General features: G+C 36.2%; 25 protein-coding genes and 1 pseudogene. All 26 read right to left on the bottom strand.

Annotated elements, in window-relative coordinates:
* Positions 1–2467 (bottom strand): leucine-rich repeat domain-containing protein (locus HCB45_RS06400; protein ID WP_185619321.1); only part of this gene is annotated, 2467 nt, incomplete at its 3' end.
* Between the two features lie 363 nt (positions 2468–2830).
* Positions 2831–4582, bottom strand: a complete 1752-nt coding sequence (locus HCB45_RS06395; protein WP_185619319.1) for a DUF4365 domain-containing protein — start codon at positions 4580–4582, stop codon at positions 2831–2833.
* 539 nt (positions 4583–5121) lie between these two features.
* A pseudogene (locus tag HCB45_RS15455) lies at positions 5122–5283 on the bottom strand (DUF3139 domain-containing protein); the annotation flags it as partial.
* 594 nt (positions 5284–5877) lie between these two features.
* Positions 5878–6348 carry a single-stranded DNA-binding protein gene (gene ssb / locus HCB45_RS06390; RefSeq protein WP_312026322.1) on the bottom strand — a complete coding sequence of 157 codons (471 nt, stop codon included), beginning with the start codon at positions 6346–6348 and terminating at the stop codon, positions 5878–5880.
* A 107-nt stretch (positions 6349–6455) separates the two neighbouring features.
* Entirely contained in the window at positions 6456–6632 is a 177-nt protein-coding gene (locus HCB45_RS06385) for a hypothetical protein (protein WP_185619315.1), read from the bottom strand.
* 2 nt (positions 6633–6634) lie between these two features.
* Positions 6635–7024 (bottom strand): hypothetical protein, encoded by a 390-nt coding sequence (locus HCB45_RS06380; protein ID WP_185619327.1) that lies wholly within the window; start codon positions 7022–7024, stop codon positions 6635–6637.
* Between the two features lie 88 nt (positions 7025–7112).
* Positions 7113–7967, bottom strand: coding sequence for a hypothetical protein (locus HCB45_RS06375; RefSeq protein WP_185619313.1), 855 nt, complete (start codon positions 7965–7967; stop codon positions 7113–7115).
* 14 nt (positions 7968–7981) lie between these two features.
* A complete protein-coding gene (locus HCB45_RS06370) occupies positions 7982–9250 on the bottom strand; it encodes a toprim domain-containing protein (RefSeq protein ID WP_185619311.1) in 1269 nt (422 codons plus the stop codon).
* Between the two features lie 6 nt (positions 9251–9256).
* Positions 9257–9631, bottom strand: a complete 375-nt coding sequence (locus HCB45_RS06365) for a hypothetical protein (protein ID WP_185619309.1) — start codon at positions 9629–9631, stop codon at positions 9257–9259.
* Positions 9632–10420, bottom strand: a complete 789-nt coding sequence (locus tag HCB45_RS06360; RefSeq protein ID WP_185619307.1) for a hypothetical protein — start codon at positions 10418–10420, stop codon at positions 9632–9634.
* Positions 10420–11619, bottom strand: a complete 1200-nt coding sequence (gene mobP2 / locus HCB45_RS06355) for a MobP2 family relaxase (protein ID WP_185619305.1) — start codon at positions 11617–11619, stop codon at positions 10420–10422. The genes HCB45_RS06360 and mobP2 overlap by 1 nt, the downstream gene beginning before the upstream one ends.
* Positions 11616–12062 carry a hypothetical protein gene (locus HCB45_RS06350; RefSeq protein ID WP_185619303.1) on the bottom strand — a complete coding sequence of 149 codons (447 nt, stop codon included), beginning with the start codon at positions 12060–12062 and terminating at the stop codon, positions 11616–11618. The genes mobP2 and HCB45_RS06350 overlap by 4 nt, the downstream gene beginning before the upstream one ends.
* A gap of 2 nt (positions 12063–12064) precedes the next feature.
* Positions 12065–12310, bottom strand: a complete 246-nt coding sequence (locus tag HCB45_RS06345) for a hypothetical protein (protein ID WP_185619301.1) — start codon at positions 12308–12310, stop codon at positions 12065–12067.
* 332 nt (positions 12311–12642) lie between these two features.
* Positions 12643–13458 carry a plasmid-related protein gene (locus HCB45_RS06340; RefSeq protein ID WP_185619299.1) on the bottom strand — a complete coding sequence of 272 codons (816 nt, stop codon included), beginning with the start codon at positions 13456–13458 and terminating at the stop codon, positions 12643–12645.
* A 19-nt stretch (positions 13459–13477) separates the two neighbouring features.
* A complete protein-coding gene (locus HCB45_RS06335; protein WP_185619297.1) occupies positions 13478–14563 on the bottom strand; it encodes a bifunctional lytic transglycosylase/C40 family peptidase in 1086 nt (361 codons plus the stop codon).
* Complete coding sequence (locus HCB45_RS06330) at positions 14556–15170, bottom strand: hypothetical protein (RefSeq protein WP_185619295.1); 615 nt, start codon at positions 15168–15170, stop codon at positions 14556–14558. Before HCB45_RS06330 ends, HCB45_RS06335 begins: the two co-directional genes overlap by 8 nt.
* An 18-nt stretch (positions 15171–15188) precedes the next feature.
* Positions 15189–17711, bottom strand: coding sequence for a putative type IV secretion/conjugal transfer ATPase (locus HCB45_RS06325; RefSeq protein WP_185619294.1), 2523 nt, complete (start codon positions 17709–17711; stop codon positions 15189–15191).
* Complete coding sequence (locus HCB45_RS06320) at positions 17712–18032, bottom strand: DUF5592 family protein (RefSeq protein ID WP_185619292.1); 321 nt, start codon at positions 18030–18032, stop codon at positions 17712–17714.
* Positions 18029–19858, bottom strand: a complete 1830-nt coding sequence (locus HCB45_RS06315) for a pLS20_p028 family conjugation system transmembrane protein (protein WP_185619290.1) — start codon at positions 19856–19858, stop codon at positions 18029–18031. The genes HCB45_RS06320 and HCB45_RS06315 overlap by 4 nt, the downstream gene beginning before the upstream one ends.
* Positions 19859–19861: 3 nt before the next feature.
* Positions 19862–22078 carry a VirD4-like conjugal transfer protein, CD1115 family gene (locus HCB45_RS06310; RefSeq protein WP_185619288.1) on the bottom strand — a complete coding sequence of 739 codons (2217 nt, stop codon included), beginning with the start codon at positions 22076–22078 and terminating at the stop codon, positions 19862–19864.
* A 66-nt stretch (positions 22079–22144) separates the two neighbouring features.
* Entirely contained in the window at positions 22145–22927 is a 783-nt protein-coding gene (locus HCB45_RS06305; protein WP_185619287.1) for a hypothetical protein, read from the bottom strand.
* Positions 22928–22986: 59 nt separating this feature from the next.
* A complete protein-coding gene (locus HCB45_RS06300; RefSeq protein WP_185619285.1) occupies positions 22987–24210 on the bottom strand; it encodes an immunoglobulin-like domain-containing protein in 1224 nt (407 codons plus the stop codon).
* Positions 24188–25369 (bottom strand): hypothetical protein, encoded by a 1182-nt coding sequence (locus HCB45_RS06295; RefSeq protein ID WP_185619283.1) that lies wholly within the window; start codon positions 25367–25369, stop codon positions 24188–24190. Before HCB45_RS06295 ends, HCB45_RS06300 begins: the two co-directional genes overlap by 23 nt.
* A 12-nt stretch (positions 25370–25381) precedes the next feature.
* A complete protein-coding gene (locus tag HCB45_RS06290; protein WP_185619281.1) occupies positions 25382–25606 on the bottom strand; it encodes a hypothetical protein in 225 nt (74 codons plus the stop codon).
* Between the two features lie 19 nt (positions 25607–25625).
* On the bottom strand, positions 25626–25856 hold the full coding sequence (locus HCB45_RS06285; RefSeq protein ID WP_185619279.1) for a hypothetical protein: 231 nt from the start codon (positions 25854–25856) through the stop codon (positions 25626–25628).
* A gap of 43 nt (positions 25857–25899) precedes the next feature.
* A complete protein-coding gene (locus HCB45_RS06280; RefSeq protein WP_185619277.1) occupies positions 25900–26262 on the bottom strand; it encodes a hypothetical protein in 363 nt (120 codons plus the stop codon).
* Positions 26263–26339 lie beyond the last annotated feature (77 nt).

Raw genomic sequence — 26339 nt, 5'->3', positions numbered from 1 at the left:
AGGACGAGGATTCACTTTCGCTCAACGAGCTGGATTCGCTTTCACTCAACGAGCTGGATTCACTCTCACTTTGAGACACAGACTCCGATTCACTTAACGAGATGGATTCTGATGTACTTTGCGAAATCGATTCTGACTCACTCAAGGACGAGGATTCACTTTCGCTCAACGAGCTAGACTCACTCTCACTTTGAGACACAGACTCCGATTCACTTAACGAGATGGATTCTGATGTACTTTGCGAAATCGATTCTGACTCACTCAAGGAAGAAGATTCACTTTCGCTCAACGAGCTGGATTCGCTTTCACTCAAGGAAGAAGATTCGCTTTCACTCAACGAGATGGATTCTGACTCACTTAATGATGCAGACTCGGATTCCGATTCAGACAAAGCAATATCAAAATACGGGATATCTTGTTCATCATCTGTTAATGTAATCTGTACTCCTGGTGTATTAGGATCTGTATCTACAACACTTGGATCTACACCATATTCTTTTCCATCTGACCCAGTAATCATATCAGGTACAGTAATACGATCTCCTTCTACTGCATCATCTGGGATAGAAATGCTCCCTCCAGGAACTTGACTCCCGTCTGGCAAGGTAGGATTTAATGCTCCTGCTCTTTGATACTGCTTTACAATATAGTCTTCTTTCCATTGTGGTATTCCATCACCATCTGTATCTGTGAGTGAAATATCCAGTACTGTCTCTGTAGTATAGCGTACTTCTTGCGTAGTCCCTTTCTCATAGATATATATATATCCTGTTGGTGGTGCATCAATTACTACTTCATCATAGGAAACAACAAGTTCTGCATCATCTTCTGTGCCTACAACTGTATAGGTAGGAGTATAAGCAACATCCGTTCCCACCGCATTGCCATTAGCATCTTCTTTCTTCAGTGCTCCCACTTTGGATACTAGAATAACATAATCACCGTTACTATCTGTTTCAATATTCATTAACCCATAGTCAGTTCCATTTAATTGGTCTTTTGCGTAATTGTACATATCTTCCAAGTAATATAATCCACTTGGTTCTTCTGCAAATAAGGTTCGGTCTCCAGTCGTTTGAGCCTTCCCATCACTATCTACCATTATTTTCACAGCGACTGGTTCTACAAGCACAGTAGTTGTCCCACTATATCTTCGACTTCCATTAGTAATAAGGCCTGTACTCATACCGTATCTCCATGATAAAGAAAGAGTCGACCTTTCATTAGGTACTCCTGTCCATTTAATCAAAGAATTTGTTACTTCTCCCCCGTCAGATATAGAATAAGCCCCATGTACTGAAGGTAGATAGCCCCCATAGCCATTAGGTATCTCTAATTGCTTAGACCACTTTACAGATAATGTGACTTGTTGATTTTCTATAATATGGTCATATACTCTATTCCTTGCTATAGGATATTCTATACTACTTAGCTGATTATTATTCAAATATAGAAAACCACATAATGTATTTCTTAATCCGCTTATATCACTTATCTGGTTGTTGTTCGCATATAAATAATTCAGTTTTACCATGTCTCTTAACTCATTTAGATTACTTAGCTGATTTTGTTCTACCTTCAGAGTCTCCATTTCTGTTAGTCCACTTAACCCACTTAGATTACTTAGCTGATTGGCGTTTAAGTTCAAAGTTGTTATTTTCGTCAACCCAGACAATGCACTTATATCACTTAGCTGATTGGCGTTTAAGTTCAAAGTTGTTATTTTCGTCAACCCAGACAATGCACTTATATCACTTAGCTGATTATTGCTTAAGTCTAAACTTACTATGTTCGTCAACCCAGACAATCCACTTATATCACTTATCTGGTTGCCACTCAACTCCACACTCCTCAAATCAATACCACTCAACTCACTTAGATCACTTATCTGATTGTACTTCATCACCAAAACATTCAAATGTGATAAATGATTCAGTCCACTAATATTAGCGATATTTTTATTATTGGCAGTCAAAGCGAAGATACTATCTAAATCGCTCTGTGTTACCGTATCACTCACAGAGGCTTTTCCTAATTTAGATCGTATTACTTCTGCTAAATTAGCATCTGGAAAGAGATCACTGATTGCTGTTGGTTGCGTGATGGTTCTTCCCGTCTTAGGCTTTGCCTTCTTCCTTTCACCAGCATTCGTTTCATTATTCTCCGCTGGATGTTGTGTATTTTCTTCTTGTTGATTCGGATCTGCACTCTCAGGCGAAGATGTTCCGCTTTCTACTGTTGTCTCTTCCCCCTCATTTTCAGTAGATCCTTCTGGAAGAGGAGGTGTCTCATCTCCTGCTGTGACCTCTGTTGCATCACCAGCATTTACTTCATCCGCTAAAACCAGCATACCTGGTGATGAAACGACTGTGAAAAATAAAGCAGCACCACAAAGCCACTGCTTTCCTTTCTTCCACATCCGCCAATTCTTTTGTTTTTGCTCCCTTTCTTTCCTCGAAAACCTCAAATTCTATTTCCCTCCTAGTAGCCAAAATAATTAAACTGTCACAAGTTAAATTATCTTTAACTTAGCTATAATAAAAATACGTTTCATGCATTCTTCCAGACATTTGGCGCTATCTATAGAAATAACTTGGAAAAATACATAAAAATAAGCAGGAATTTTGTATCCGCTACCATTTTTTAAATAACTCTGTACAATGATTCCTACTTTTCTATTCACAAATTTTGCATTTTTACACAACACCAGTATTAAACTTCAAATACTACGAAAAAAGAGAAAACAAAAAAGCGTCTTCTCTCTTAGAGTATCCTAGTATTACTTTAACCAATCTAACTCAATAACATTAAGTTAGATTCGCATAAATCATTACTCTCTTAAACTACTGTCCATAAAAACTGAGATTGGCAATTCTAAAATATATTTTTTAAAATTCTCATCAAAAGTTTTAAAAATTTCTTTCACTTTCACATTATCATCGATTAATAGATAAATGCCAAATTGTGAAAACGTATCATTTTTACAGTTATCTAAAGCCATTAATAAGTCCTGATATACTATTGGTGACATCGTTCTTCTTCTCTTAAGAATCTGAGCTTTATTTATTAATAAGCGTATGTTCTGTTCTTCATTAGACTCTGGTAGTTCTTCTAATATGTCATAAGCCAAGTCTAAAAACTCTGTTTTCTCTATTTGATTATAAGCCCTAATAAAATTAAGCGCTAGCCAAGTAATACTTTCTCTTAATTCGATTTGTTCTAAGTTTAAATTTTTAATTGACTCTCTAATTGCTAAGTAATTAATAAATGGTACATGAATTATAGTTTTTGCATCTAAAAAAATATATGGTACCGCATTTATGAATTCTTTATTTACTTTTATATAAAAAATCACCTGGTTTACAATATTATCACCGAAAATATTCATTACATTTTTATTTACTGTAAGAATAGGTAAAATATATCCTGCGAATTCATATTTCATTAATCGATCTTCTCCAGGAAAAATATAATTGTTCACTAAGTCATTAAGTTGTTGTATATCTTTGTCTGGGAGTTCAAAAAAATTAATATTCAAGGGTATATGATTATCGCTTATAATTGTTTTTAGATCTTTGAAAAAATTTAAAGTTTCTTCGTAACTACCAAAACTACCGGATGCCTCACTATTTGTAGCTTCAATACTTGACAAATCATGTCCATCAATATAAAGAGAACCATTTTTATTTAAGTCATCCATGAATATTAAGCAATTTAAGATATTATCTATATCACCTTTTAAATTAGTTCTAAATTGCACTGTCCTATTATCTGTATTTACTTCTAAATAGTTCTCATTATACTGTCCAAATAAAATCTCTATTATAGAATTATTTATAATCGTTTTTTTACCTGAAAACTTTATAGAATTCTTTGTATTTAATACTACTGACTCTTCTTCCGTTTTCGTAAAAAACTGAAGCTCTTCCGGTTTAATTCTTTTGACTGGAATTGGTAGGTTTCCATCAACTGTGTACAAAAACATACTATGTTTTTGCATATATTTCATCTGATTTCCTTTTTCACCAATCCATTTCATCACAAAATTAGTAGGCTCTTTTTCTTGAACATGCTGTAAACTAAATTTACTTTGGAAATCTTGATGGTACAAGAAATTTTCAAGAACTAAGCGAAAATCCGAAACATTTTCATCAATTTTTTCAAATTCTAATTTAATTGATTGTTGCGCTTCTTTCCCTTTCAATGCCTCCTTTATATCAAATAAAAGCATATCTTTATAGTAGATTTTCGTTTGTCTAATATTATTGGGATTCACATAGATAACAAAAAAGATAACTCCACTTTGATGAAAATAATTATTTAAATCTGCTACTTCGATAGGAAACTTTCTATTTTTTAAAATACTTTTATTAGTAGTAGATTTAATTTGAATTGCAGCTATACCTTTCATGTTCTTTTTCTTGAGCCCTGGTGTAGTATATATTGTCAGACTTCCATCAAAAGATGGTGTTTTATCATTTGATGGAAGATCGCTGTCAATGTACGGACTATCTAGTAAATACTGCTTAAGGCCAGCAATTCCAGCTTCTTCAATTTGCTTTTTATTTAATGCCACATTCATCCCAACTCCCTATTATCTAGTTTAAGTTTCCCTTTATATTTCATATATTCATAGACTTAATTTCTCTATCTTAATTAGACAAAATGAACTAATCAATCTACAAGTTGTACTTCAACTTTTTAAATTACAGTTACTCTGGTATACTAATTATAGTAGTAGTAATTGTGAAAAGATGGTGGCTAAATCCCATTAGGGGGTGATGCCTATGGTTTATAAAGGTTTTACTCCTAGAAAGGAATAACCGTGTCTATGTATGAAGCACTGACGTTTGCGGTGGTATTTGCCACCCTCGTTGTGTTGATTCTCGACTTTAACAAGCCAAAAAAATAACCATCTAACTCACTTTTGACGAGAGTTGTTAGAATGGTTATCTAAATCATATTTAACGAATGGTCACCGGCTTTTAAGCGGTGCTACTGCTGTGGAGGGAGTCATGTTAGCGCATGGCTCTCTTTTCAGTTGTATCATAACACATCTGAAGCTATTTTGGCAATATATGTGTGCACAATACATACTAATTCATTTTGGGTTTCTATTTTTTATTTAAGTGGTTCATGTTTCATTCCAGAATCAACGCCTACATTGTCTTTAAATACTAGTAGCGTCATATCATTATTAAGCATATAGATATATTCATATGTATACGCTGGATCATCTTTAAAAATAACATTAAAAATATAGCCACCTTGTTTATAATCTTTTCCATACTTTTTTTCTCTATATCATTTGGTGAAATTCCTTGTTTATTTATATAACTTTCAAATTGATTGTTTGCTTCTTTTTTATGGGAGCTTTGCGTGTACAAAAAGAAAGAACCACCTATAACTAATACACCAACTATTGCCAATGACAATACTAGTATTTTTTTTTCGTTTGGTCATAAAAACGCCTCATCTCTATACTATTAATTGTATATTTAAAGAATATCACAATATACTTTCATTTACACAGAACTTTTATGAATACATTAAAAAGGGCGCAACTCAAACTATAAAACCTTCCTACAGCTTAAAAGGTAGTAGATTTTCTAAAAATCCCACATACTGTTCCAAAATTGTCTATCAAGCATATTATTATGGGTCAGGAAACATTGCTTATGTGTACCCAATCAGTGGAACACTCTCTCCTTATGATTTAAGAGGTGGTGTATTTCAAAGAAAATACAAACCATCTAAAGTAGCAACATTTAAGTAATCTTTATAAATAAGCATATTTAATGGCAGGCACTCGAAAATTTATCGAGTGCCTTATGCATGGATGAATACAGAGAATTCATGTTTAGCCTTTTCAATAAATCAAAATGGTAAATCATCATCTGAAACAGTTATCGGTCCGTTTCTTTCTTCCAAAGGCTCGCTTGGTGAATTACTCGAACTTGGATGAATTTCTTTTTCAGGAGGGACAGAACGTTCATCTAGAAAAGGGGCTCTAGCTCCACCATTTGCGCTACTTTTCGGTTCTAAAAATTGTACACTTTCTGCCACAATTTCTGTGACATACACCCTTTTACCGTTGTTCCCCTCGTAATTACGCGTTTGAACACGACCATCAACTCCTGCCATACTTCCCTTCTTCAGGAAATTAGCGACATTTTCTGCCGGTTTACGCCAAACAACACATTGAATAAAGTCAGCTTCTCGTTCTCCTTGTTGGTTAGTGAAGGTTCGATTTACAGCTAATGTGAAAGTCGCAACAGCCACACCAGCTGGAGTGTAACGTAATTCAGGATCTTTGGTTAAACGTCCTACTAGTACCACTCTATTCATCATGATTCATTCTTCCTTCCATTAGGTCATTTATTTGTTAGAATGTGCCATCTGTTTCCTTTCTTTTAGTATTTTAACCAAGAGGTACAACGAATAAGCTGTCACAATTAAATAGTACAGAAAATGCCCACACTAACGATAATAAAACCGAAAAACAAGGCACTCCAAAATATATTCATACCTAGTTCTGTAAAAGCGTGATCTACTAAAAAACTAAATAATTTTGTATAAAGATTAAATCCAAATCCGAAAATAAAGTAGACAATCGTCCCAAATAAACTCATCGCTATTCCTCCGTTCTTTTTAGTTTTTCTTTCAATGCTTCTTGTAAAACTTTCGATAAACTTAATCCTTCTTTTTCTGCTTGATAGCTAAGCCAAGAAGGAATAGATACCATTTTTTTCACCGGTGTAGAACCATACTTTTGTAAAATCTCCCCGGCTGATACAGCTATTATTACTACTTTTTCATGCCCCTTTTCCCAGGAAACAGGTACATCACTTTTTCGATTAAGAAGCAACTGATATAGATTTTTCTCTAACTGTTCTTTTGCTGTCAGATATAAACTTTCTAAATCAGAAGAGCTTCCTTTAATTTCCGGAAATTGGGAACTGTGATAAAACCACTGTTCTTCCTTTCGCTTCACGGTAATAGGATATAGAAGTATATCACTCATAATAATCATCCTTACTATAATTAATTCTATACCTTATTATACCGCAGTTTTATATAATAGTATATAATTTATATATAAATATATACCGTCATCTCAATAATACACGTGCTTTCACCCCCATTAATTTACCCAACGCTTCTTTTTCTTCTTGCCAGTCTGAAGCAGCGATAATTTTATTCCAGGTAAACTTTCCTAACTCATATGCTTCATAAAAATAACCACGTTGCTTCAGAATATCTCGATGGATTCGGCCGTTACGCACCGAAACATAATACATGACAGAAAAAGTGATTGACCCAATTGTTTCTACCCGAAATTCTTTGTCCTGAAAGAAGCGTTTTAAGTAGTCTATTTCTACTTGCACTTGTTGCGAAGAAACTTCTTTGAACCAGGCTTTTTCAAACCAGGAATACTGGTACTTCGCTTTCTTTAAGTAATCTTTCTTCTCTAAAGAACTTCGACACTTGATCCACACGTTTCTTTTTGTTTGATCTAACACAGGAACTTTCCAATCTATAATAGCACCATGTCTTTTCTGCAAGTTCTCCAGGTCTTTGGTGTCATCAACTGCTAAAAGTTGCTCTTTAGTAATCAAATTTATACGCATAGCGCTGATTAACAAATCATGAAATACCTGGTAAAACGTATGATCATGTTTCGTTTCATTACGTATGATAAAGTCTACATGGTGAGCTAATTCATGAATACAGCAAATAAGAATATGACCGGCCGGCCGTGAAAACATTTTAATGATTATCCGATAAATATCTGATTGATAGACACCAGCAATTTTCCCTTCCCTCACTTCAAAATAAAACCAAAATTGTTGCATCTTCTCTACAACCTCTTTTGATTCCTTCTCTGCATAAGTTAAAACAACTAACTCCTTCAGTATTTTTCGAATGCGCTCGCTAGAATAGCTGACAGGTATCTCTTTTAACATAGTCCTACTCCTTTCTATCTACTGATAACAGCTTCTTTTTCTTTTTTCGTTTCATCTGAAGTGTATTTTCGTATGTCCTCTTTATCCATTGCTTCGAATCCATAGACTTTGATAAGTTTGTCCATTTCTTCTTTCGAATCCGCTTCAAAATGACCAATCACCTTCTCACGGTCCTTCATAATCGCTTGATACTGTTTTTTCGTAGAATCCGGAGAAACCTCTATTTTTGTAACACTCACCATTTGTTGTCTATCGTTCTTGAAAAATTGATTGTTCGCACTCGCACGTTGGACAACTTTTGGCAATTTAGGAATTCTTGTTACGTTTTGTCCAGGATTGTGTTTCTTTTGCAAATCATTCCAATCCTTTAGTACTTCCTCTTTTACAACAAATTTTCCTTCATGATATTCTTTATAGATATTTCGTACTTTATCAATAAAGGCTGGTATATTGGTTCCTCTGTCTTCCTTTATTAATTTTTCGAGTGTGAATTTGCCATTTTCACTCACACTAACCAAATCTTGCGCTAATTGACGAACAGTTGGTTCTAAGTTTAATAACTCTTTTTCTTTTGACTTTGTGCTGCCTGGTACAGAAAAATAGGTATGAACTTTCATACTGTTTGCTGCACCTTTTTCCGGATCAAAATTACTTTCTGCCTTATGCCAAGAAGCTAATAACTCCCAAGGTACTTGAAACTCTTTCGCCACTTGCTGATAGACCTCATAGTTTTGTTTAGGAATGGCATTGTTATCCGGAATAAGTGGCTTGAATGATAAAGCTCCTCCTTCTGCATACTCATATCCCATATCCTTAAATTGATCTATAAATTTTTGACCGGCCGGATCATTATCCACGGCTAAATTAATATCATAGACTTGTGTGGTTCGTGACATCAAAGTATGTTTTAATACATTTAAAACGGTTTTCTTTTGAAGGCCGGTCATTGCGATTAAACGACAATCAGTTAGCTCTGGATGCAATGACCAATAACTCAACATATCTATCGGACTTTCAAAAAAATATAAATTTTTCGGTTGTCCTAAAGACACATTAAATCCATAATCCTGTTCTGAGTTTAAGCCCACCCGTTTTTTTGTTCCTCGAAAACCATACTTTTCTTCATTTCTAACTATTCCTTGTACAGAAACACCGACACGTTTTCCACTTTTTCCCCAAACAAAAAGACAGTCTGTTTCACCTTTGTAGGTGGACTGTCTAATAAGCCCTTTCTCAATTAATGTTTTAACAATGGTGGGATGAATTCTTCGTTCATCAATCAAATAGGACTATACTTGTTCCGATGATTTATCATGGTTATATATATATCTAAACGGTTCTCTTGGAGCTTTTTTGAATTCTTTTTCTTCTTTAAATTCTCCGTTACTTGCCGTTTCCAACAAGAGATTCACTGCTTCATTCGTAGACTTATCAAAGAATAGTTTTACAAAATCAATTGCATCACCAGAGTTTTCTTCTTTAAACCAACAAAACGTGTTTGTTTCTCGAAAGACTACTAAACTTCCGTGATCCACTCCACGAAATTGCGTTCCGTTTCCCTTCTCTTGTTGCAAGTCATATCCTACAGCCTCACAAAAAGAAACAATATCAACATTTTTCGCCTTTACTATTTTTTCTTTAAAATTTTGCTTTATTTCATCCATTTAGCTACCTCCTATTTTAACGTTTTTTTCGTTAGAACCAACTCTAATGGTGGTTGGATCTACTGTCGTTTCCACATCAAAATAACGCATTTCTTTTTGAATTTTTATCTTTACTAGTAGATAAATTAACCATTCTTGAAACCCGACTATCATACCAAAAATCAAAATAGGTTTTTCTTGAACGATAAGAAGCCAGCCAGGGGCACTTAGAGAAAAAATGAATACGAGAATAAACAGAGATAATATATTTACTACATGCAATTTTATGTGGTTTATCTGATAAATAATTAGTGTACAAATGACTACTGGAAATAGAGCATATAAAGACGCGTAAACGAATCCCCATAATTCTTGTACCGTAAAAGATACAGTATCTAATTGATAATAATTAATCACTTTTTCTATCCCTTGAATCCAGATGAACAACCCTATTGCCAAATAGATAGATTGAAAAAGAATAGTGAAGCCCATATCGTTATCTTGCGGTGAAAAAATAGTAGTGATTATTTGCATTCTTTTAGGCGTTAGCAGACGTACTATTTGTACGTATAAAAGAAAATTCAAACAAACTAAGATGCCTAAACAAGGAATCCATATCCCCGTTTGTTGAGAAATTACAGCTTCATAAAAGGTAAAACTTGTTCGATATAAACCATAAATTGTCACACAAAAAATAAGTGCTTTATATTTATGCGTAACATTTGCTTTATTTTTATGCCATCTTCTTAAGCAAAATAAGCAAAATAAAAAGACCATCCATAATAGTCCTTGCAACCAAATCATATTCATTATTTTCGCTCCATTTCATCCTGTAGTTCTTGATATTTTCGTTGATTTTTCATACTGCGATAATCATGTTGCAGACTATCTCTAAGTTTTTTTAAAGTTCTTCTTGATAGACCAGTTGAATAGAAATTTTTGTTTTCACCAAACTTCTGATGAAAAGCATGTTTTTCATTTATCCGGATGTTTTTACATTCATTTAAGAAAGCATTTCCCATCTTGGCGTAAAACTCTTGCTCCTTATTTGTTTTATAATCTTCAAACCGATTAGCTTCTTTCGTTCCTTCTCCATACATTCGTTTGAAAAACTCTTTTTGATCATTCAGTGCTTCATTTAATTCATGACGATCTTCCGGGTGATACTGATTAACATACATATTTGTTAATACATCAATTTTTGGACGAATAGCATCTAAAGCATTCATATTGTACTTCCACTTGCGCATATCTTCTGGAAGTTCCTGGTAAATGCTTTTCATTAATTGTTGCATAGGAAGCGTTAGAAATTCATTCAATCGTTCTTCCGTTGGCAACATTCGTTGATTCACAAGTTCCGTCACTTTTATCAGTTCTTTGTCACGATCCATTAAATGATTGGCTACTTTCGATTTCATTAAATCTAGTGAATTCCGTTTTCTTAAACCTCTTCTTGCTTTGTAAATTTCGCCAGTCTTTTTATTTTTGAATGTACCGTATTCACGTGTGGGGTGTGGCTCTACGATAGCAATATGAACATGAATATTATCCGTATTGTAATGAATGGATGCTGTCCAAACTGCTGAAGCTTCCATATTTTCATTACGTAAAGTCGCAAGCATTCCTTTGCGTATAGATGCTTTTAATGCCACTTCATCTAAATAACCATTTGCTGGATTATAAATCCCTCCTTCTTTTAAAAATTGATTATCAAAAGAGATCACATCTTGCCACATGATCGAATCATTTTTTTGTGCTAGCTGGAATGACTCTTTTAACTTTTGACGTTCTTCTTTATTAAGATTATTTTTATTCGCTGTAAATAACCCGGAAGACTTTTCCGGGTTCTCCATATAGCGATGATATCCATCATATTTATTTGCATTGAACTCAGAAAAATGTTCATTCCGAATAGCTTTTTCTCGATCTACATAATCCACATACTTCGCAAATTTTTGGTTACTAGAAGAAATAAATTTGGATACGTTGACAATGCCTGGTCGACTCAATCAGAAGTTCCATCCTTTCCATTTTCAGCATATTCTTTCGTCTGTTCATCCTGTTTTGTTTTCCCAGCTTTTTTCTCCATATTCGCTTTAATCATGTCCTCTACTTTCTGTTTTGCTTCTACTAAAGGAGTAGTTGATTGGACCATTGTTAAGACGGCATGTGGTACACCTAAATGAAAAATCAACGTGTTGACTAGTTCAATCAATATTTGCGTATTTTTATCTGCATAACCTGTCCGTAATCGGATTAAACCGATATCTTTTTTCATCCGTTCATTCATGAATGTATTCTCTTTTTCTTCTAGCAACTTAGCATGTTCTTCAAATACTTTTTCAATAGTCTGCGAAGCTTTTAACTGAAATCGTTCCATTTGTTTTTCCAAATAAACCGTTCCATACAATGTTTTTGTTTTCTCTCGAAAATTGATGTGCTTTTGAACCATTTTTAATCTCCTCCTTCCAGTACTTGAACTACCTGTTTAAAAAGCTGATTATTAGAATCTACCACTTCGATAGTCGCTTGGACAAGCTCAGAAAATTTACTTTCCACTGCTTGAATTTCTGGTAAAACGGCATGTTGATTCAACACAGCGATGATATATTTATTGATTGATATGTTTGCTTCGTCTGCTCGATCTTTTAGAAAAGCAAAAGTAGTATCGGGCACTTTTCGCAAATGGAAATCTTTCATAATTAGAACACACCATCCTTTCAGTAAACCACAAATTTAATTGCATGCAGCAAAGACGTTTGTTGCCTTTTCGAACGATAATTTTGCGAAGCAAAATATCGCCCTCTTTAGCCGGAACGGATAAAGGGGGGAAAAGGAAAAGAGCATAAGGGAAAACTGGTATCACCTACGGGATAAAGTCGCAGTGCGACTTGTTTTTAGGTGGTATTAGAACGAAAGGCAAAACGCCTTAATTCTCCTCTTTTCAAACTATTTTTTACCACTATTTTTAGTGGTTTTATTACTTTTTTACTGTTTAGTTGTTTATTCTTTGGTTTTGCAACTAAAATCCGTTATAACCATTCGAGTAAATCTTTCTGTTTTTTCGCCTTTTCAATAGCTAAATCCAACTCGTTGTTCTCTTTTTCCAGTTTTTCAATGTTCTCTTTTTGCGTAACAATTTTTTGTTCATTTGCCTGTATTTCGCTTTTCATTTCTTGTTTTTGTTTCTCTGTTTGATAAGAAAGATTCGCTTGAATATCCCGATTAACTTCTAAGATTTTCACGTTGGATTCTTTTAATTTCTTTATCTCCTTCTTGTTTTTGGCAAGCGTTTTTTCCGATTGACTAATAAATATATTGATTTGTTTTGCTTCATAGTAGGTAACTGATTTAGCTTTGAACGTATCTTCATGCGGCACTTTTTCATTCGCAACATAAAAAGGTTCTATCATATCTTTGTCAGTGGAACTTGCACCTTCTTCGGTTACTAGTACCTTAATGCTTTTCCATTTTTTGGGTAAACTTTCTACAAATACCACGTAAAAAGTTTCATTTATTTTTTCCGTTGTAACAGGTAATTTCTTCTTGCTGTTGCTACTATCGGTAACTTCTATCGTTAAATTTTTTGCTGTCGCTGCATCCGGAATGGTCGCATAAAAATTCATTTCTACCAAATTTTTGTCCTCATAATAAACTTCATCGATGATCGTTACTTGCCGATGGGTTAAATCTAAACTGGTCCCAACAGTAGAATGTTTCACGCTAGTATAATCCGGAAAAACAAAAGCTGATACGATGAAAAATAAAAAAATAGATACCATTGCACCAGCATAAAATTGATATTTGGTTCGCTTTAAAGAAAGTTTTCTTGTGATTGCTTTCCACATTTTATAGACTCCTTTCTTACTAATTGGTTACTCTTCTTACCACGCCTTTAAAGGTTGTACTCCAATAGGAATTGTTCATTTCATCCACCCAAACACCTTTAGACGAATTATCATTGATGAATTTACCATCACCTAAATAGATCCCTACATGACCATTTACTTTATACGTATCAAAGAAAACTAAATCGCCTCGTTTCATATCTTTTTTCGAAACAGCTTTTCCTTTTTTCACTAGCGTATCGGTAGTAGTAGAACCGATAGGTCCAAGGTCAATTCCGGCTTCTGAATAACACCAACGGACAAAAGAAGAACAATCAAATTTTCTTACCTTGATGTCCGCAGCGTTTCTTCCTCCACCCCATACATAGGGTGATTTCCCTACAATAGTAGAACCTGTAGAGATTGCTTTTTCTACTTCTTTAGTTCCACCTTTTGTCGAACCAGTACCTCCATTGTCGCCGACATTCGCTTGTAAATAGGCCATGACATGTTGAACATATAATTGATCTCCATAAGCATATTGGCCATCTCTAACTCCACCACTTCGCTTCTGCCCTTTACTTTTTATCCGAGCAAATTCAACTGCCCTATCAGCTGTCCAGCCACCACCATTTTTGATGGACCAACCAATAAATCCACTACCAAAATTGTAGCCTTGAATAGCCGTTTCTTTCGGATTTATTTTTGCTTCTTTTTTCGCTTTTTTATACCCCTTACTAAAGTAAGCAACGCCCACTTTAATAGACTCTGTGGGGTCTGTGATAGTATTTGGTGGCAATCCTTTTGATTCACTACTTTGCATGATATCAGGAACAGAGCCACCAGACTCTTGCATAATCATGGCAAGAATAATATCAACACATTCCGGTATATCATTAGCGATACATTCCTTCTCTACAACCGAGCGATAGGCTTCTACAGCTGGAGAAATATTTAATGCTGATGGCACTTCTGTAACTTCTGGTTCTGATGATTCTCCACCATTAATAGCTAACAAAATTGCTAAGCACATGAACGCTGCTAATAAAAAAAGAGCTACCCAAGAATGGCGCAAACAAAAAGAAAGCCAGCGTATGGCTTTCTTTCCTTTATCCATGCTACTCATGTAATTTCGCACCTTGACCTTGTTGCATTAAATCAATAATTTGCCACTTGTTATTTACTTGTTTCATGGTAGCCACATATTGCGTTTTAATGGTCGATAGTGCTTTTCCAGCCTTGTCTTTATTGATGGTTGTTATCTCTGCTTTCCAGTAAACGGAATCGTTTTCAGCTGCCTTACTGCTCATGTTTTTAATGGACTCTACAACCGTTGTTTGGTATTGAGGAACAGTTGTCATGTTTTTCTGCTCGCTTAAGAGCGTTTGATAAAAACCTGGTTCTAACATATCTTTTACTTTTTCAATATGTTCTGTTGGTTTGTTCGCATCAAATGTAGGATAACGCTCTAAAAACCTCGCAAAAACTTGTTCGGCAGTATCCTGTTGCTTGTCTTCATCCGCCACTTTTGTGTCATCCACACCAGTTCCTTTTTCAGAAGTAGCCTGGTTCTTTTTCTTATCTATAATGAGTGGACTGTTTGTCTTTTCGGGTTCTGGAGTCGTGTATAAATAAGTTTTATACACATAGAAACCCATACAAACGAGCAGTATGATGATACATGCAAAAACGCCTTTTTCTTTCGGCGTATAGGTTCTTTTTCCTTCTTTCATCTTTTTTCCTCCTTAGGCTTAGGCACCACCAGCGAACTGTAGGTTCTCTTCTTCCGTAATTTCTACGTGCATGGTTAAGTTTTGATCTCCAGCCATACTTAATATACAGTCCCCTGTTTGAAATCTTGGGATGAGTTCATATTCACTTTCTGTTAGCTGCGTTTTGAATACAGCTTTGACCCTGTCCATCGAAGCGATATCGGTTTTAAAAATCATTTTATATGGACATAACCCAACGATTTGGTTCAACTGATTAGAAGCTAATACCATTTCTTTTGACTGCACATTATCTGCTTTTGGAAACATTCTCTCTAAACGTTGTGTAGCAAAAACAATACCAGCAAAAAATTTACGGGCTTCCGATAACATGGTGACAAAAAATTTGGCTGTATAAGCTTTTTCAATGTTTAAGTAATTGTGACACTCATCCATTACTACTAAGAATCTCGTGTAATCAAACCAATGTTTTTCTCTTGCTGTATAGGCGTTTTGTTCTTGTCGACCAAGTGTCGTCATGGTAGCCCATATTTGGGTAGTAGCGAGATAAATTTGAATATCGAATACATAATCATCGAATGTTTCCATGCCACCAGTTTCATAGAACAAAATTGGTTGTTTCGAAAAATCAGGAATAGTGGTATGACCGTTAAACATTTTTCCATAATTTGTCAGCATGGCTTTAAAAGCTTTATAAATTCTTCTATACGTTTTTTTGGTTTCTGTATCCTGCTCTTCGGCCATCTTTTTATCGATGTATTGAACCCAATCTTCTAAAATTGGGTACGCATTTTCAGGCAAATCAGTAATGCTTGTTTGCCCACTACCCCATAAACCAATATCTCGATAGAAGTCATAGGCTAATGCAGTGATATCGTCTAAATCTCCAGCATCGACTAAACCGTTTTTCAACTGATAGACCATACCAAGATTTTTTACGTGTTGCGAAAAAGACTGCTCTTCATCGACAATAAAACGACCATTGGCGTCTTTCTTTGAAACATTTGGATAAACCTGGAACAAATTAAGTCGTCCATCTTCTCCATTTAATTTAATACTATGTCCACCGATATCTGCAACCACCTGCGTAAACTCCCCAGCTTTATCAAACCCTCGAATAAAGTTTCCTTTTATCCCATTACTTTTTACCAATTTTTTGAGCGCAGTGGACTTCCCAGCTCCCATATCACCAGCAATAAATAAATTGTAGGCCAAGCGTTTTTCACTCTTATGAAAAAGATCCCAATAAACCGTTCCTCCCGTTCGTGTAAAACCGAAGTAATTTCCTGTAGGATCTTTTAAAAACGTCTGATCATGCGCAAAACCAAGTCCCATTGCTTCTGCCGGAATCTCATTTCCTGGATGAAAACTAGGCAGCGCTTTTTGTAAATCGTAACCAAGGAAAAGGCTTTGCCATTCTTCTAAGTTTTCTTCCAAATATACGGCACTTTGATAGCCTTTATTCGACAATTTCCTCCGAATATTATCTGTATGCTTTTCTAAATCCATTTTTGTAGCAGCAGAAACATAGATGCGTATATGACACATTTTAATTTGTTCTCCAGCGTTATTTACCTTATAAGCTAACTCTCGCGCTGCAGTTATTTCCTCCTGGAGATTATCTTTTTCTGTGATATCTATCGCTCGATTATATTGCGAAGTGTATTCTCCAACGGTTCCTTTCAACATGTCCCCAAAATCAGCTTCTTTTTCGGTCATATAATCCACTGTCACAATTGTGTCGATGAGAGATAGCACACTTTCCTTTTCTCCAGATTTAGCCAATAATTCATCATGATTTATCACATCTTTCATCCAGTTGTCTAGATAAATACTTGGATAACCAAAAACATGTAAACACGTTTGATAGGAATGACCCATGCGAATATGAAACTCATCTTTGAAGCTTATATTCCCTTGCGGTTGAATCGCCTCCAGAAAAGAGATTTCATCAAAAATCTCTTTTCTTGGTGCTTCTCCATTCACCACTGTAGCGATGATTCTTGTTTTTGTATTAAAATCAATATCATCCTGCATTAAGGTATCGCTAAATTTGGTTCGCAGGATTTCTTTTCGATTCTCTAGTTCTTGGACTGTAGGGGCATAGACGTACATATACACATCGTTTCTTCGTAAGGTTCTTTCAATGTACTGCAGCTTATCCAGCTCCACTTCGAGAAGTTCCGTTTGCCTGGCATTCTTACTTTTTTTAATTTTATCTGTAAAATACGCTTGTTGCATTTGGTTATCCTCATTAAAATTCAAAAATACTTCTTTGATCGGATATGGATAGTTTTTCATAAAATCCCAGTAAGCATCCGTTGTACGATAAAATTCTTCATCATCGATTAAATCAATATCGTATTTTTTCACCGTTACAATATCCATGAAACTTATTTTACTTCCATATTGAATTTTGATATAACCTTCTTCTGTTTTTCCCTGTATAACCATTTTCTTATCTAAACGTTGATACCGCTTCCTAGCAGCTCTATTTTTCAAAGGTTCTTTTTGCTGGACAGCTTTGGTCGCATCAAATTCCACCTATCCATTCCTCCTCTCTTCTAACGATTCTCTAGATTCCCGATGATATACCACATGCCTTTTTCGGAGGACCGTTAACATCACTTGGTAATTCTTCTTTTGTGGGACTTCTCCATTTGGTAATAGTAAAAAATACAAAGAAGCAGGAAAAACTCCAACAAAAAACGGCGCTATAACCGCATGCAAGGGAAGCGGTACGGAAAGAAGATATCCTATGCCGATAGAACCAATAATAATAAAACCATCTTTTACTTGTAGTTTGGTCCATTTTTGCTTCGCATTGACTTCACTTGGTACGCGTACTATTTTTCGTCCACTCATCCTGTTGGTCCTCCCTTCGTTGTATTTTTCATCACATCATAGGATTTTCTTGTTTTCTTCGCAAGGCTAGAATCATACGCTTTTTGTGCCGTATTTGCATACGTAGCTAAGGCTTTTTCTGGAAGACTTTGTGGATCAGTATCTCTTCCTTTCGCATACTGCAACATGTTCTCTCTGGCACTTGTCGCTCCTTTTGGATAACTTTTATGTGCGACTGCTGGCATTCTTTTCGAAGTATGCCCACTTAAAATCTCGTCTGCACGCTTACCTGGCGGTCGTGTCGCAAAGTTTTTATTGCTTTTTTCTACTTGCTGCGCTGCACCTGGTGAAGAGGTAGCATTTGGACTATCGGAAGGAAGATTGGATTTCTCACCTGGACTTGTTATACCACCAGAATTAAGCGTAGAAGGACGCTCACTAGCTGCAACACTTCCTATTCCATTCGTTGCTTCGGCATTACCACTAGTCGTCCTCTTCTCGCCTGCTGTATCATTATTGACTGTTTCATTCTTACCAGCCTGACCAGCAAGCAGACTCTCTTTATCCGCACTTCCTCCAGGACCGCTAGCTCTTTCTGCAAACCCATCTAACGCACCTTTTGCGCCACCGGCCAATACGCCACCGACCGTAGCTGCCTTTTTGGTGACTCCACCAGCTGTTTTCGCTAGTTTCTTCGACAAATCCGTTCCACCTTTGGCTAAATCGGTACCTGTTTTTGCTCCCACCGCAAAGCCAATGAGACTTCGACTGACACTTTTCAGACCTGCGTCTAGTCCAAATATTTCTTCTACAATATCTGGCCCATCCATGAACATAATAGACAGCACAATAATCGCAAAAGCTTTCATAAAGGAAGACATAGCACTCGCAGAGATAAATGCCATTGTGATGTCATACATGTACAACATAACTAACATAATATACAGAACCAGGAGTGTATTTCGTATCTTTAACAACAATTTTTTATTTCGCTGTCCTGTTTCTAAATCGGTTAATGCCGTTCCTAAGGTGATAACTTTGAGTATCCCTAGTGAGGAAAGCAGCATCATCGTTTTAGCTATGGTAAACCCTAAAACGAGTGCTTTTCCGACTAACTGAAATAACATGAGAAAGGGATGGAACGAATACCTGTAATAGGTTTGATCTTCCATAAAAAAATGAGAAGCCGGATCTGTCAACGTGTAAACGTTCTCGATTTTAGTTAGTTTTTTACTCAAAACAGCTTGTCCTTTATCAGACAGTGGACTATCATCAATAAAAAAGCCCCCCATATCAACACTTTCATTAATGTCCAGGAGATGCACATCGTTCATTGTTTGGATATCATTTCTTGGCTCTGGATTTTTAGTGGTCCATCCTGCCGCGTCGATCGCGTAGACATCCGTTATATTTTCTTGAATAATAGTAAGCGCCTGGTGTTGGTTGTTTGGTAAGGCACTTTTCCCAGCCATTAATAAATCGGTCCCTTGTCCCAGCAACCACGGGAGTGCAACAAATAAGGATATCGCAAATAAAGTAGAACTAACTATTTTATTTAACTCCTTATTCCCTCGTATAATCTGGAAACCTAAGTAAGCTATTGCGAGGGTCATTAAACTAAAAAAGATGCCTTTGTAGTCATTCATAAAATCATTAATTTTAGAGTCGTTATAAAAATCCAAGAATGCATACGCATCATTTAATCCTGAGGTTAAAGAGTCTAAAATATTCGCGAACATTTTATCCACCCACCAAATAAATGAACGACCTGCGGCAGAAAACCAGTCTGTTAAACCAAGTATTTCCTGGAACGTTTTCAGTATGTTAATAATCTCTTGATTATCCACCCATTAAGCACCTTCTTTCTCAACCAAATAACTTACTTGATCATAAATAAATCGGTGTTCTGGGGCTTCTAAGAACGTAATAATTTCTTCCATCGTATCAAACGCACTAAAACACGTAAATGCACTACTACTCGTGTTTTCTTTAATCATGGAAGAGATAAAATTATACTGATCTTTTGTTAAGACATTGGAAATAGGTGTTTCTGTATGATGAACTTCTTCTACATCATTCATCGAAAATTCACTCCTTTCTTCCGGAACTGCTTTCAATGGTACGCTGTCAGGCGCTTTACTGGCACTTTCTTCTGTAGTAAAGTGCAGCATTAAATCTTCCAACTGAATGTTTTGATGCGTGCTTTCTAACCCTAATTCATCAAAGGCCAGCTCTTTTTCAAAATAATCCAGCAAGTATTCATAACGGTGTAACATTGCGGTACCTTCATCCTCTGAAGCATAAATAGGAAAAGGTTTAACTTTTTTACCTTTCAAATCACGCCGTTTTTTCGTACGTAAGATGACACGTTCTCCTTCAACCAGTTTAGTTAGTTCTTCTGGCATCATTAAATCGCGACTATCCTCTTGTTCTCCGTAACTCTTATCCTCACTCATTGGATCACCATTACGATTAGGAGCAATAACACTAGTTTTACCCAGTTTTTCACTAAATACTTTTGAGTCATCTGGTGATTCGGACATAATATAAATCCAATTACCACACAGCTCTTTCATATCCTCTGCAGCATTTTCTCCGTATGCAGATTCCAATTTCTTAAAGCTTTGAATGACCAGGTAATATAATAATCCCCGTTCAAGTCCAACCCCCATATATCTTGGTAAATTAGGAATAGGTGGTACATTCCCAATTTCTTCGAAAATATGATGCACTTTTCGTGATAATTTACTCTTCTTGGATCTCACAGCTAATTCAGATAGAACAGCACTTTCTTGGGACAAGAAACTAGCAGCCAAATCATTTAGTGAGTCATCCCAATCTTTGAGTATGATAAACAAAGCTACAGGTTTATCGCCTTCTGATAATTCTTCAAAATCAAAATCATTTTGTGCTGTTAACTTGGCCACATTTTCCAATAAGTATTTTTGCAGCTCCGCTGTCGTCCCTGTATAAATAGAACTACGCGTAACCGATTTTGAAAATTTAATTGTCGCAAAGGATAATTGGGCCGGATTTAAATCGGGTAAATTCATGAAATAATAATCCAGTTCTGTTAATCCATCTTCATCAGGATCCCCAGCTAATTGAAGTAACATCATAGCACAAGTAAATAAGGTAACTTTTTCCGGTGTATTCGCTTTTTTACATTCTTCACATACAGCTAAAATAATTGCATTTAGCAACGTAATGGAGGCCTTTTGCCATAAAGGGTCTTTGGCTTCTTCATTATTATAAAAAGAAAAAGAAAGCGTTTGGGCGAGCATTTGGGCTTGAGCCACATCGCCTTTCCAATACGCTTTCTTCACTAACTCTAATGGGTTAAACCCAATACTCAAATGAGGATCCAGTAAATTAAAAACCTTTACTAGAAAACCAAATTTTTCAAATTCTTCCTTGGTATTTTTTAAAATGTTTCCTTTGATATCTAATATAACCACAGAATCTTTCTCTGAAGCACGCATAATACTATCCAAAAAAGGATACGTAAACGTTTCTGTTTTACCTGACTGAGTAGATGCATCAATTAATGCATTCGTTTTATTGACATCAATGTAAATGAATCCATCGTAATGGATAATAGGAATGCCCGCGCTCCCTTCATACGGCTGGTGATTCGTTGGTATTGCATGATATTGCTGTTTAATTTCATCTAAGGTTGTCCACCGCATGGTTCCTTTTAAGCCAAGTAAGATACTACGGAAAGACATCCGTTTCACATAGATTTTACGGCCAATAAAAAAAGCTGCAAGTAAATAAACGACGAGATATGCTTGCCACCATTGCCACTGAAACGTCCATAAATAACTCACTTGGAAAAGGGAACTGGTGGTAGCTGTAGCTTGCCCTTCTACTGTATTATGGACAGTTTGCTCTATATAACTTCCTAGTCCTCCACCTGTAGAAAGACTTTCTTGCAGAAGATTTCTAGCTGTTCCTAAAAGGAAGTTAAGTCCAGCTGTCACCATCAAAAAGGCGATGATTGCGTATCCGGTCAAAAACAAGGGGTGAGCAAACACTCGCTTCCATTGCTTGTACTCCTTATACAAACGATAACCTCCATTATTAAAGTAAGAGAACCCTAAGAATTGGTCCTCTTACTTTTTATTCATTATTTATCGCTCTAATTGTTCTTCCAACACACCTGTGTTTTGTTTCTGTTTATTTTTTGTTGGAATAACTATAGGTACCACTTGTTTTATGTCTTGCTCCTTTTCATTTTGCACATGCTTAGATTGCTGTTGTTCTCTTCGTTTTTCTAAATCCATTTTATCTTGAATGATTAGCTCATCTGGTTGAAAAACAACCACTTCTTGGATGGCTCTTTCTTGTTCGTATCTTCGAGTTTGAACACAGTGAGTTACCCCAATATTTTTTAACGCTCCACCTAACAAAGAAGCCGCATTCTCCGAATTTTTTCCACCAAAAGCAACGTATAGCTCATTGACAACATTCACATCGCTAGAAGCTCGATCTAACATGCCTTCCGCGACCACGTTCGTTAGGTCTGTATACAGCTCATTCCATGTTTCCTTTTCATTTAACTCAGCTACTTCTCCAAAATAATCTGTGAAAAAATACGATATTTCATTTTCTTGGATTTCTTTTTTCACTAACTCTTCCACTACATGTGCTATGTCTTCTTTGGATAAAGTCACTTCCGTTGACTCTATAGCTCTTCCATCTAAAACAGCTGAATTCACTTCGTATAGGTATTTATTTTGCGCAAAATCTAGCGCAGTATCTCTATCGTTTGTTAAATAGATCCCGAACGCAAGACCACTAATACCTGCAGAGTACTTTTGTTGATAAGCGAACTGATCAAAATTCGCTGTTGAACCATGAAAGAGTGGCTCAGAACTTAGCGTTGTTCCTGATTCATTTCCATTATTTGCCATAAAAACCTCTCCTAACATAAAAAAGAGGACACGCTTTTAGTGTCCTCTTTCTAATCTAATTAAATTTGTGGAGCCTCTACCGTAATGATTACCGTTTTAGTCGCTGTTCCTCCGTTTCGGTCTGTTACTTCATACGTGACAGAATAGGTTCCTGGTGTCGTCGTATCTACTTCATTACGAAGGACACGAATAACACTCGTTAGGTCTCCATCTTGTCGATCGCTTGCTGTAACCTCTTCTAGTGGATCAAACATTTCTCCGACAAGAATCACCTTATCAGTAGCCGTAATAATCGGTAAATCATTGTTGACAGTGATCTGAATCGTCACTTCTTGTGCTGCTTTTCCATAACCATCTACTACCGAATAGGTCACTTGATATGTCCCTTCTGTAGAAGTGTCTACATTGTTCGAAACGATGTGAATCGACGTAGTGATATCCCCTTCTTCTGCATCGTACGCGGATACATTTTCTAGTGGATCAAAAGAGGCGTCTAAGGAAACAGACTGATCTGTCGCCGTAATGACTGGACGTTCATTGGTAACGGTCACCATAATCGTTTTTTCGGCCCAGGCACCGTGACTATCTGCCACATGATACGTTACTTGATAGGATCCTTCTTCCTCGTTGTTCACACTATTCGCAGTCACTTGTATTGCGCTAGTGATATCGCCATCCTCTTCATCGCTTGCTGTCGCATAATCACTCGCATTAAAAGCAGAACCAATGGAAATTTCTTGATTCTCTGCATAGATAGTTGGTCCTTCATTCGTTTCTTCCGGAGTAACTGGCCCCGATGGTCCTTCCGGTAGTGTCGTTGGTGGGGTTGGGGGCACTATCGGTATTTCTGGTGAAACAGGTCTAGGCGATGTATTTTCCTCCTTTGGATTGTTTGGCAGAAGAATAGTTGGAGTAACAGACGCTACTTCTGACAACGCAGGAGGCTTGTCAGGAACTTTTGTTAAAGTTTGAAGGATTTGTTCTACTGGTGAATTCGCTACAACAGCGCTTCTCGTAACGCCTGTAGTAGCTGCTTTTTCTTCTACTTTTGCCATGACTGCGCCAAGTGTTGGATTCGTGTTCTTCCCATCCTTACGATTTGTATTGGGAGTAGCCTTACTTCCCTTTCCATCATTCATTGTTGTTTTTGGTGTACTATCTTTTTTTGTGGATTCATTATTCATACCTGTATACGCATATATACTTCCTGCCACTAAAATAACTGCCAGAGAAGATACAACGGTGTAGGGCACTGTTTTCTTAGAGCGTTTCTTTTTCTCCATCTTTTTCCACCTCAACCTTTCCTTTGTGGTAATCTTGTAAATGTTTTTCTGCTTCTTTCAACTTTGTTTCAAGCTCTGTTCGCAACTCTTTCGTTATATCCTTTCGTTGAAGTACTTGTTTGGTTTCCACCACCATACTTTGCGTTAATTTGTAGTCGGCAATATAGGCTTTTAAATCAGAATCCTCTGCATATAAATTTAAGACTTCTGCTTGTTGTATATTTCCTTTCGTCAAATAAGAAAAGCCAACAAATGCATAATCAATACGAGCGTATTTTAACGCTTTATTAGCTTCATATAACGGAATTACCTGGTCATAATTTTTTTCAAAGTAAGCAATATTTATCTCCAATAACACAGAAGCTTTTACTTGTTTCATTTCCTGTAACGCTCGTACATTCGCATCCTGAATATACACTAGGCGAATTGGTTCCCATTCTTCTGGATAATAATGAGCTATCTCCGAAAGTTTTTCTTCTTTCATCAACGTCTCAAAGCTAGGTGTTTTTTTATCATCTTCCATTTTGGTCTTCTCTGAAGGAAGTAATAAAAATAGCATCATACTACAAGAAAGCAATACGACACTGGCTAAAATAATCCAGCCTTTCCTGGATAAAGTAAAAAAAGAAGAGAATCGACTAATGCGTAATTGGATTTCTCTTTTTTTTGGTCGATTATTTAATTGTTTTGTTGGTTTTTCCAGCTTGGTTTCCTCTATCTGTGTTGCGGAAAGCACTTCTTGTACTTCAACGATGGGAATAGGTGGTGGGCTTTCAGGGATTACTTTCTTTTCCAGCTTTACTTCTGGTATAGGCCGTACTTCCTCTTCTAAGAAAGCTTGTTCTAATAATTGAATAAGGGAACGTTTTTCTTCCTCTGGTTTATCGGTGAAAACAGTATTTAACGTTTGATTCACTAAAAGAAGAATGTTCATTGGCCGTCCTTCGCCCAACATCACCGAAGCGCGAAAAGAAACTGGAATAGTTAGTTCTTGAATATGGTAAGAAAGAAGAGAAGAAATGCCTTTCTCCAACAAGGTTTCTTCTGCTTCTTGTAAAATAGTGTTACATGTCCGAAGTTCATAGTCCACTCCTCCTCGGATGATGGGACGAAGCAGCTTTCGAACTTTCTTCTCTACCTCAAATCGAATCGTAAACAACGGTTTTCCTCCTTATCCAATCGCTCCTTTAACAATATTAACGATAACTTCACACAAGATAACAATCGCTAAGCCAATAAAGATATTCATAATGCCTTCTTTTGCTTCTTCTACTTTTTGTTGATTTTTACGCATGTACGCTATACCATACAACGATAATTTTAATGCTGCATACGTACCACCTAAGCCTTGTACGATACGAATCAACGCAATGAATAAAGTAGTTAATTTTTCCATTTTCCTTCACCTCTTTTAATTAATGATGTTTGTTCTTTTCTGCATGTAGTTGTTTCTGTAAATCTCTGAGTCGTTCTAAATGAGGTCGATCTCGCTCACTAATACCGTATTTCGTTTGTTGTTCCAGATACTGAAGAATGATTTCATGTAAGCCATCTTCCTTATCGATTCCTTCTGACTCCAGATACAGATTGAATAGACTTTTAGTCTTATTGCGTTCTGCTTTCGTATATGTTTGTTTTTCCTTCATTTACACCACCTCCTCTATTTTCCAGTCGTAGGAATAATCCTTCTTACAAAACGCCCATTTCTTTACACTGCTTTTTCATCGCATAAAGCAATGTTTGATAATCGGCTTCATCAAAAATTAATTCATACTCATTCTCATACGCCTTATACTTCCTAAAATGAATATATTCGATTTTCCGTAACGGAATAGGCACTTGTTTCTTGGTTTGTTTTGTCTGAAGGAGGACCGTTGTTTTAGGTGCCAGTCGCTGTAATTCGAATAAAGCTTTAATAAAGTCCGCTTCATTAAATTGGGTAGGAATACAGACCGTTACTTGAAAATTGGGTAGTGGTTTCGGATTCGTTAGGTTTTTTCGATCTTTCGGCAAAAAGAGGGTGAGCTGAATTTTCTTTACTTCTTTCTTCATTCCTTCGCTCCTTTCCTTTTGAAATAAAGTTCCTGGACAAAGAGAGGAAGCGCTATTCCCCTCTTTTCCTATTTTCT

Source organism: Listeria farberi (genome assembly GCF_014229245.1).
Classification (GTDB): domain Bacteria; phylum Bacillota; class Bacilli; order Lactobacillales; family Listeriaceae; genus Listeria; species Listeria farberi.
This window is presented reverse-complemented; position numbering and strand designations above follow the sequence as displayed.

What these genes read in the sequence shown, in the direction of transcription:
- HCB45_RS06350 (WP_185619303.1), bottom strand. Translation starts at nt 12,062, where the DNA reads ATGGTTCAAAAGCACATCAATTTTCGAGAGAAAACAAAAACATTGTAT.
- HCB45_RS06320 (WP_185619292.1), bottom strand. Translation starts at nt 18,032, where the DNA reads ATGAGTGGACGAAAAATAGTACGCGTACCAAGTGAAGTCAATGCGAAG.
- HCB45_RS06300 (WP_185619285.1), bottom strand. Translation starts at nt 24,210, where the DNA reads ATGGAGAAAAAGAAACGCTCTAAGAAAACAGTGCCCTACACCGTTGTA.
- HCB45_RS06395 (WP_185619319.1), bottom strand. Translation starts at nt 4,582, where the DNA reads ATGAATGTGGCATTAAATAAAAAGCAAATTGAAGAAGCTGGAATTGCT.
- HCB45_RS06280 (WP_185619277.1), bottom strand. Translation starts at nt 26,262, where the DNA reads ATGAAGAAAGAAGTAAAGAAAATTCAGCTCACCCTCTTTTTGCCGAAA.
- HCB45_RS06335 (WP_185619297.1), bottom strand. Translation starts at nt 14,563, where the DNA reads ATGAGTAGCATGGATAAAGGAAAGAAAGCCATACGCTGGCTTTCTTTT.
- HCB45_RS06360 (WP_185619307.1), bottom strand. Translation starts at nt 10,420, where the DNA reads ATGAATATGATTTGGTTGCAAGGACTATTATGGATGGTCTTTTTATTT.
- HCB45_RS06345 (WP_185619301.1), bottom strand. Translation starts at nt 12,310, where the DNA reads ATGAAAGATTTCCATTTGCGAAAAGTGCCCGATACTACTTTTGCTTTT.
- ssb (WP_312026322.1), bottom strand. Translation starts at nt 6,348, where the DNA reads ATGAATAGAGTGGTACTAGTAGGACGTTTAACCAAAGATCCTGAATTA.
- HCB45_RS06305 (WP_185619287.1), bottom strand. Translation starts at nt 22,927, where the DNA reads ATGGCAAATAATGGAAATGAATCAGGAACAACGCTAAGTTCTGAGCCA.
- HCB45_RS06285 (WP_185619279.1), bottom strand. Translation starts at nt 25,856, where the DNA reads ATGAAGGAAAAACAAACATATACGAAAGCAGAACGCAATAAGACTAAA.
- HCB45_RS06330 (WP_185619295.1), bottom strand. Translation starts at nt 15,170, where the DNA reads ATGAAAGAAGGAAAAAGAACCTATACGCCGAAAGAAAAAGGCGTTTTT.
- HCB45_RS06380 (WP_185619327.1), bottom strand. Translation starts at nt 7,024, where the DNA reads ATGAGTGATATACTTCTATATCCTATTACCGTGAAGCGAAAGGAAGAA.
- HCB45_RS06340 (WP_185619299.1), bottom strand. Translation starts at nt 13,458, where the DNA reads ATGTGGAAAGCAATCACAAGAAAACTTTCTTTAAAGCGAACCAAATAT.
- HCB45_RS06375 (WP_185619313.1), bottom strand. Translation starts at nt 7,967, where the DNA reads ATGTTAAAAGAGATACCTGTCAGCTATTCTAGCGAGCGCATTCGAAAA.
- HCB45_RS06365 (WP_185619309.1), bottom strand. Translation starts at nt 9,631, where the DNA reads ATGGATGAAATAAAGCAAAATTTTAAAGAAAAAATAGTAAAGGCGAAA.
- HCB45_RS06290 (WP_185619281.1), bottom strand. Translation starts at nt 25,606, where the DNA reads ATGGAAAAATTAACTACTTTATTCATTGCGTTGATTCGTATCGTACAA.
- HCB45_RS06385 (WP_185619315.1), bottom strand. Translation starts at nt 6,632, where the DNA reads ATGAGTTTATTTGGGACGATTGTCTACTTTATTTTCGGATTTGGATTT.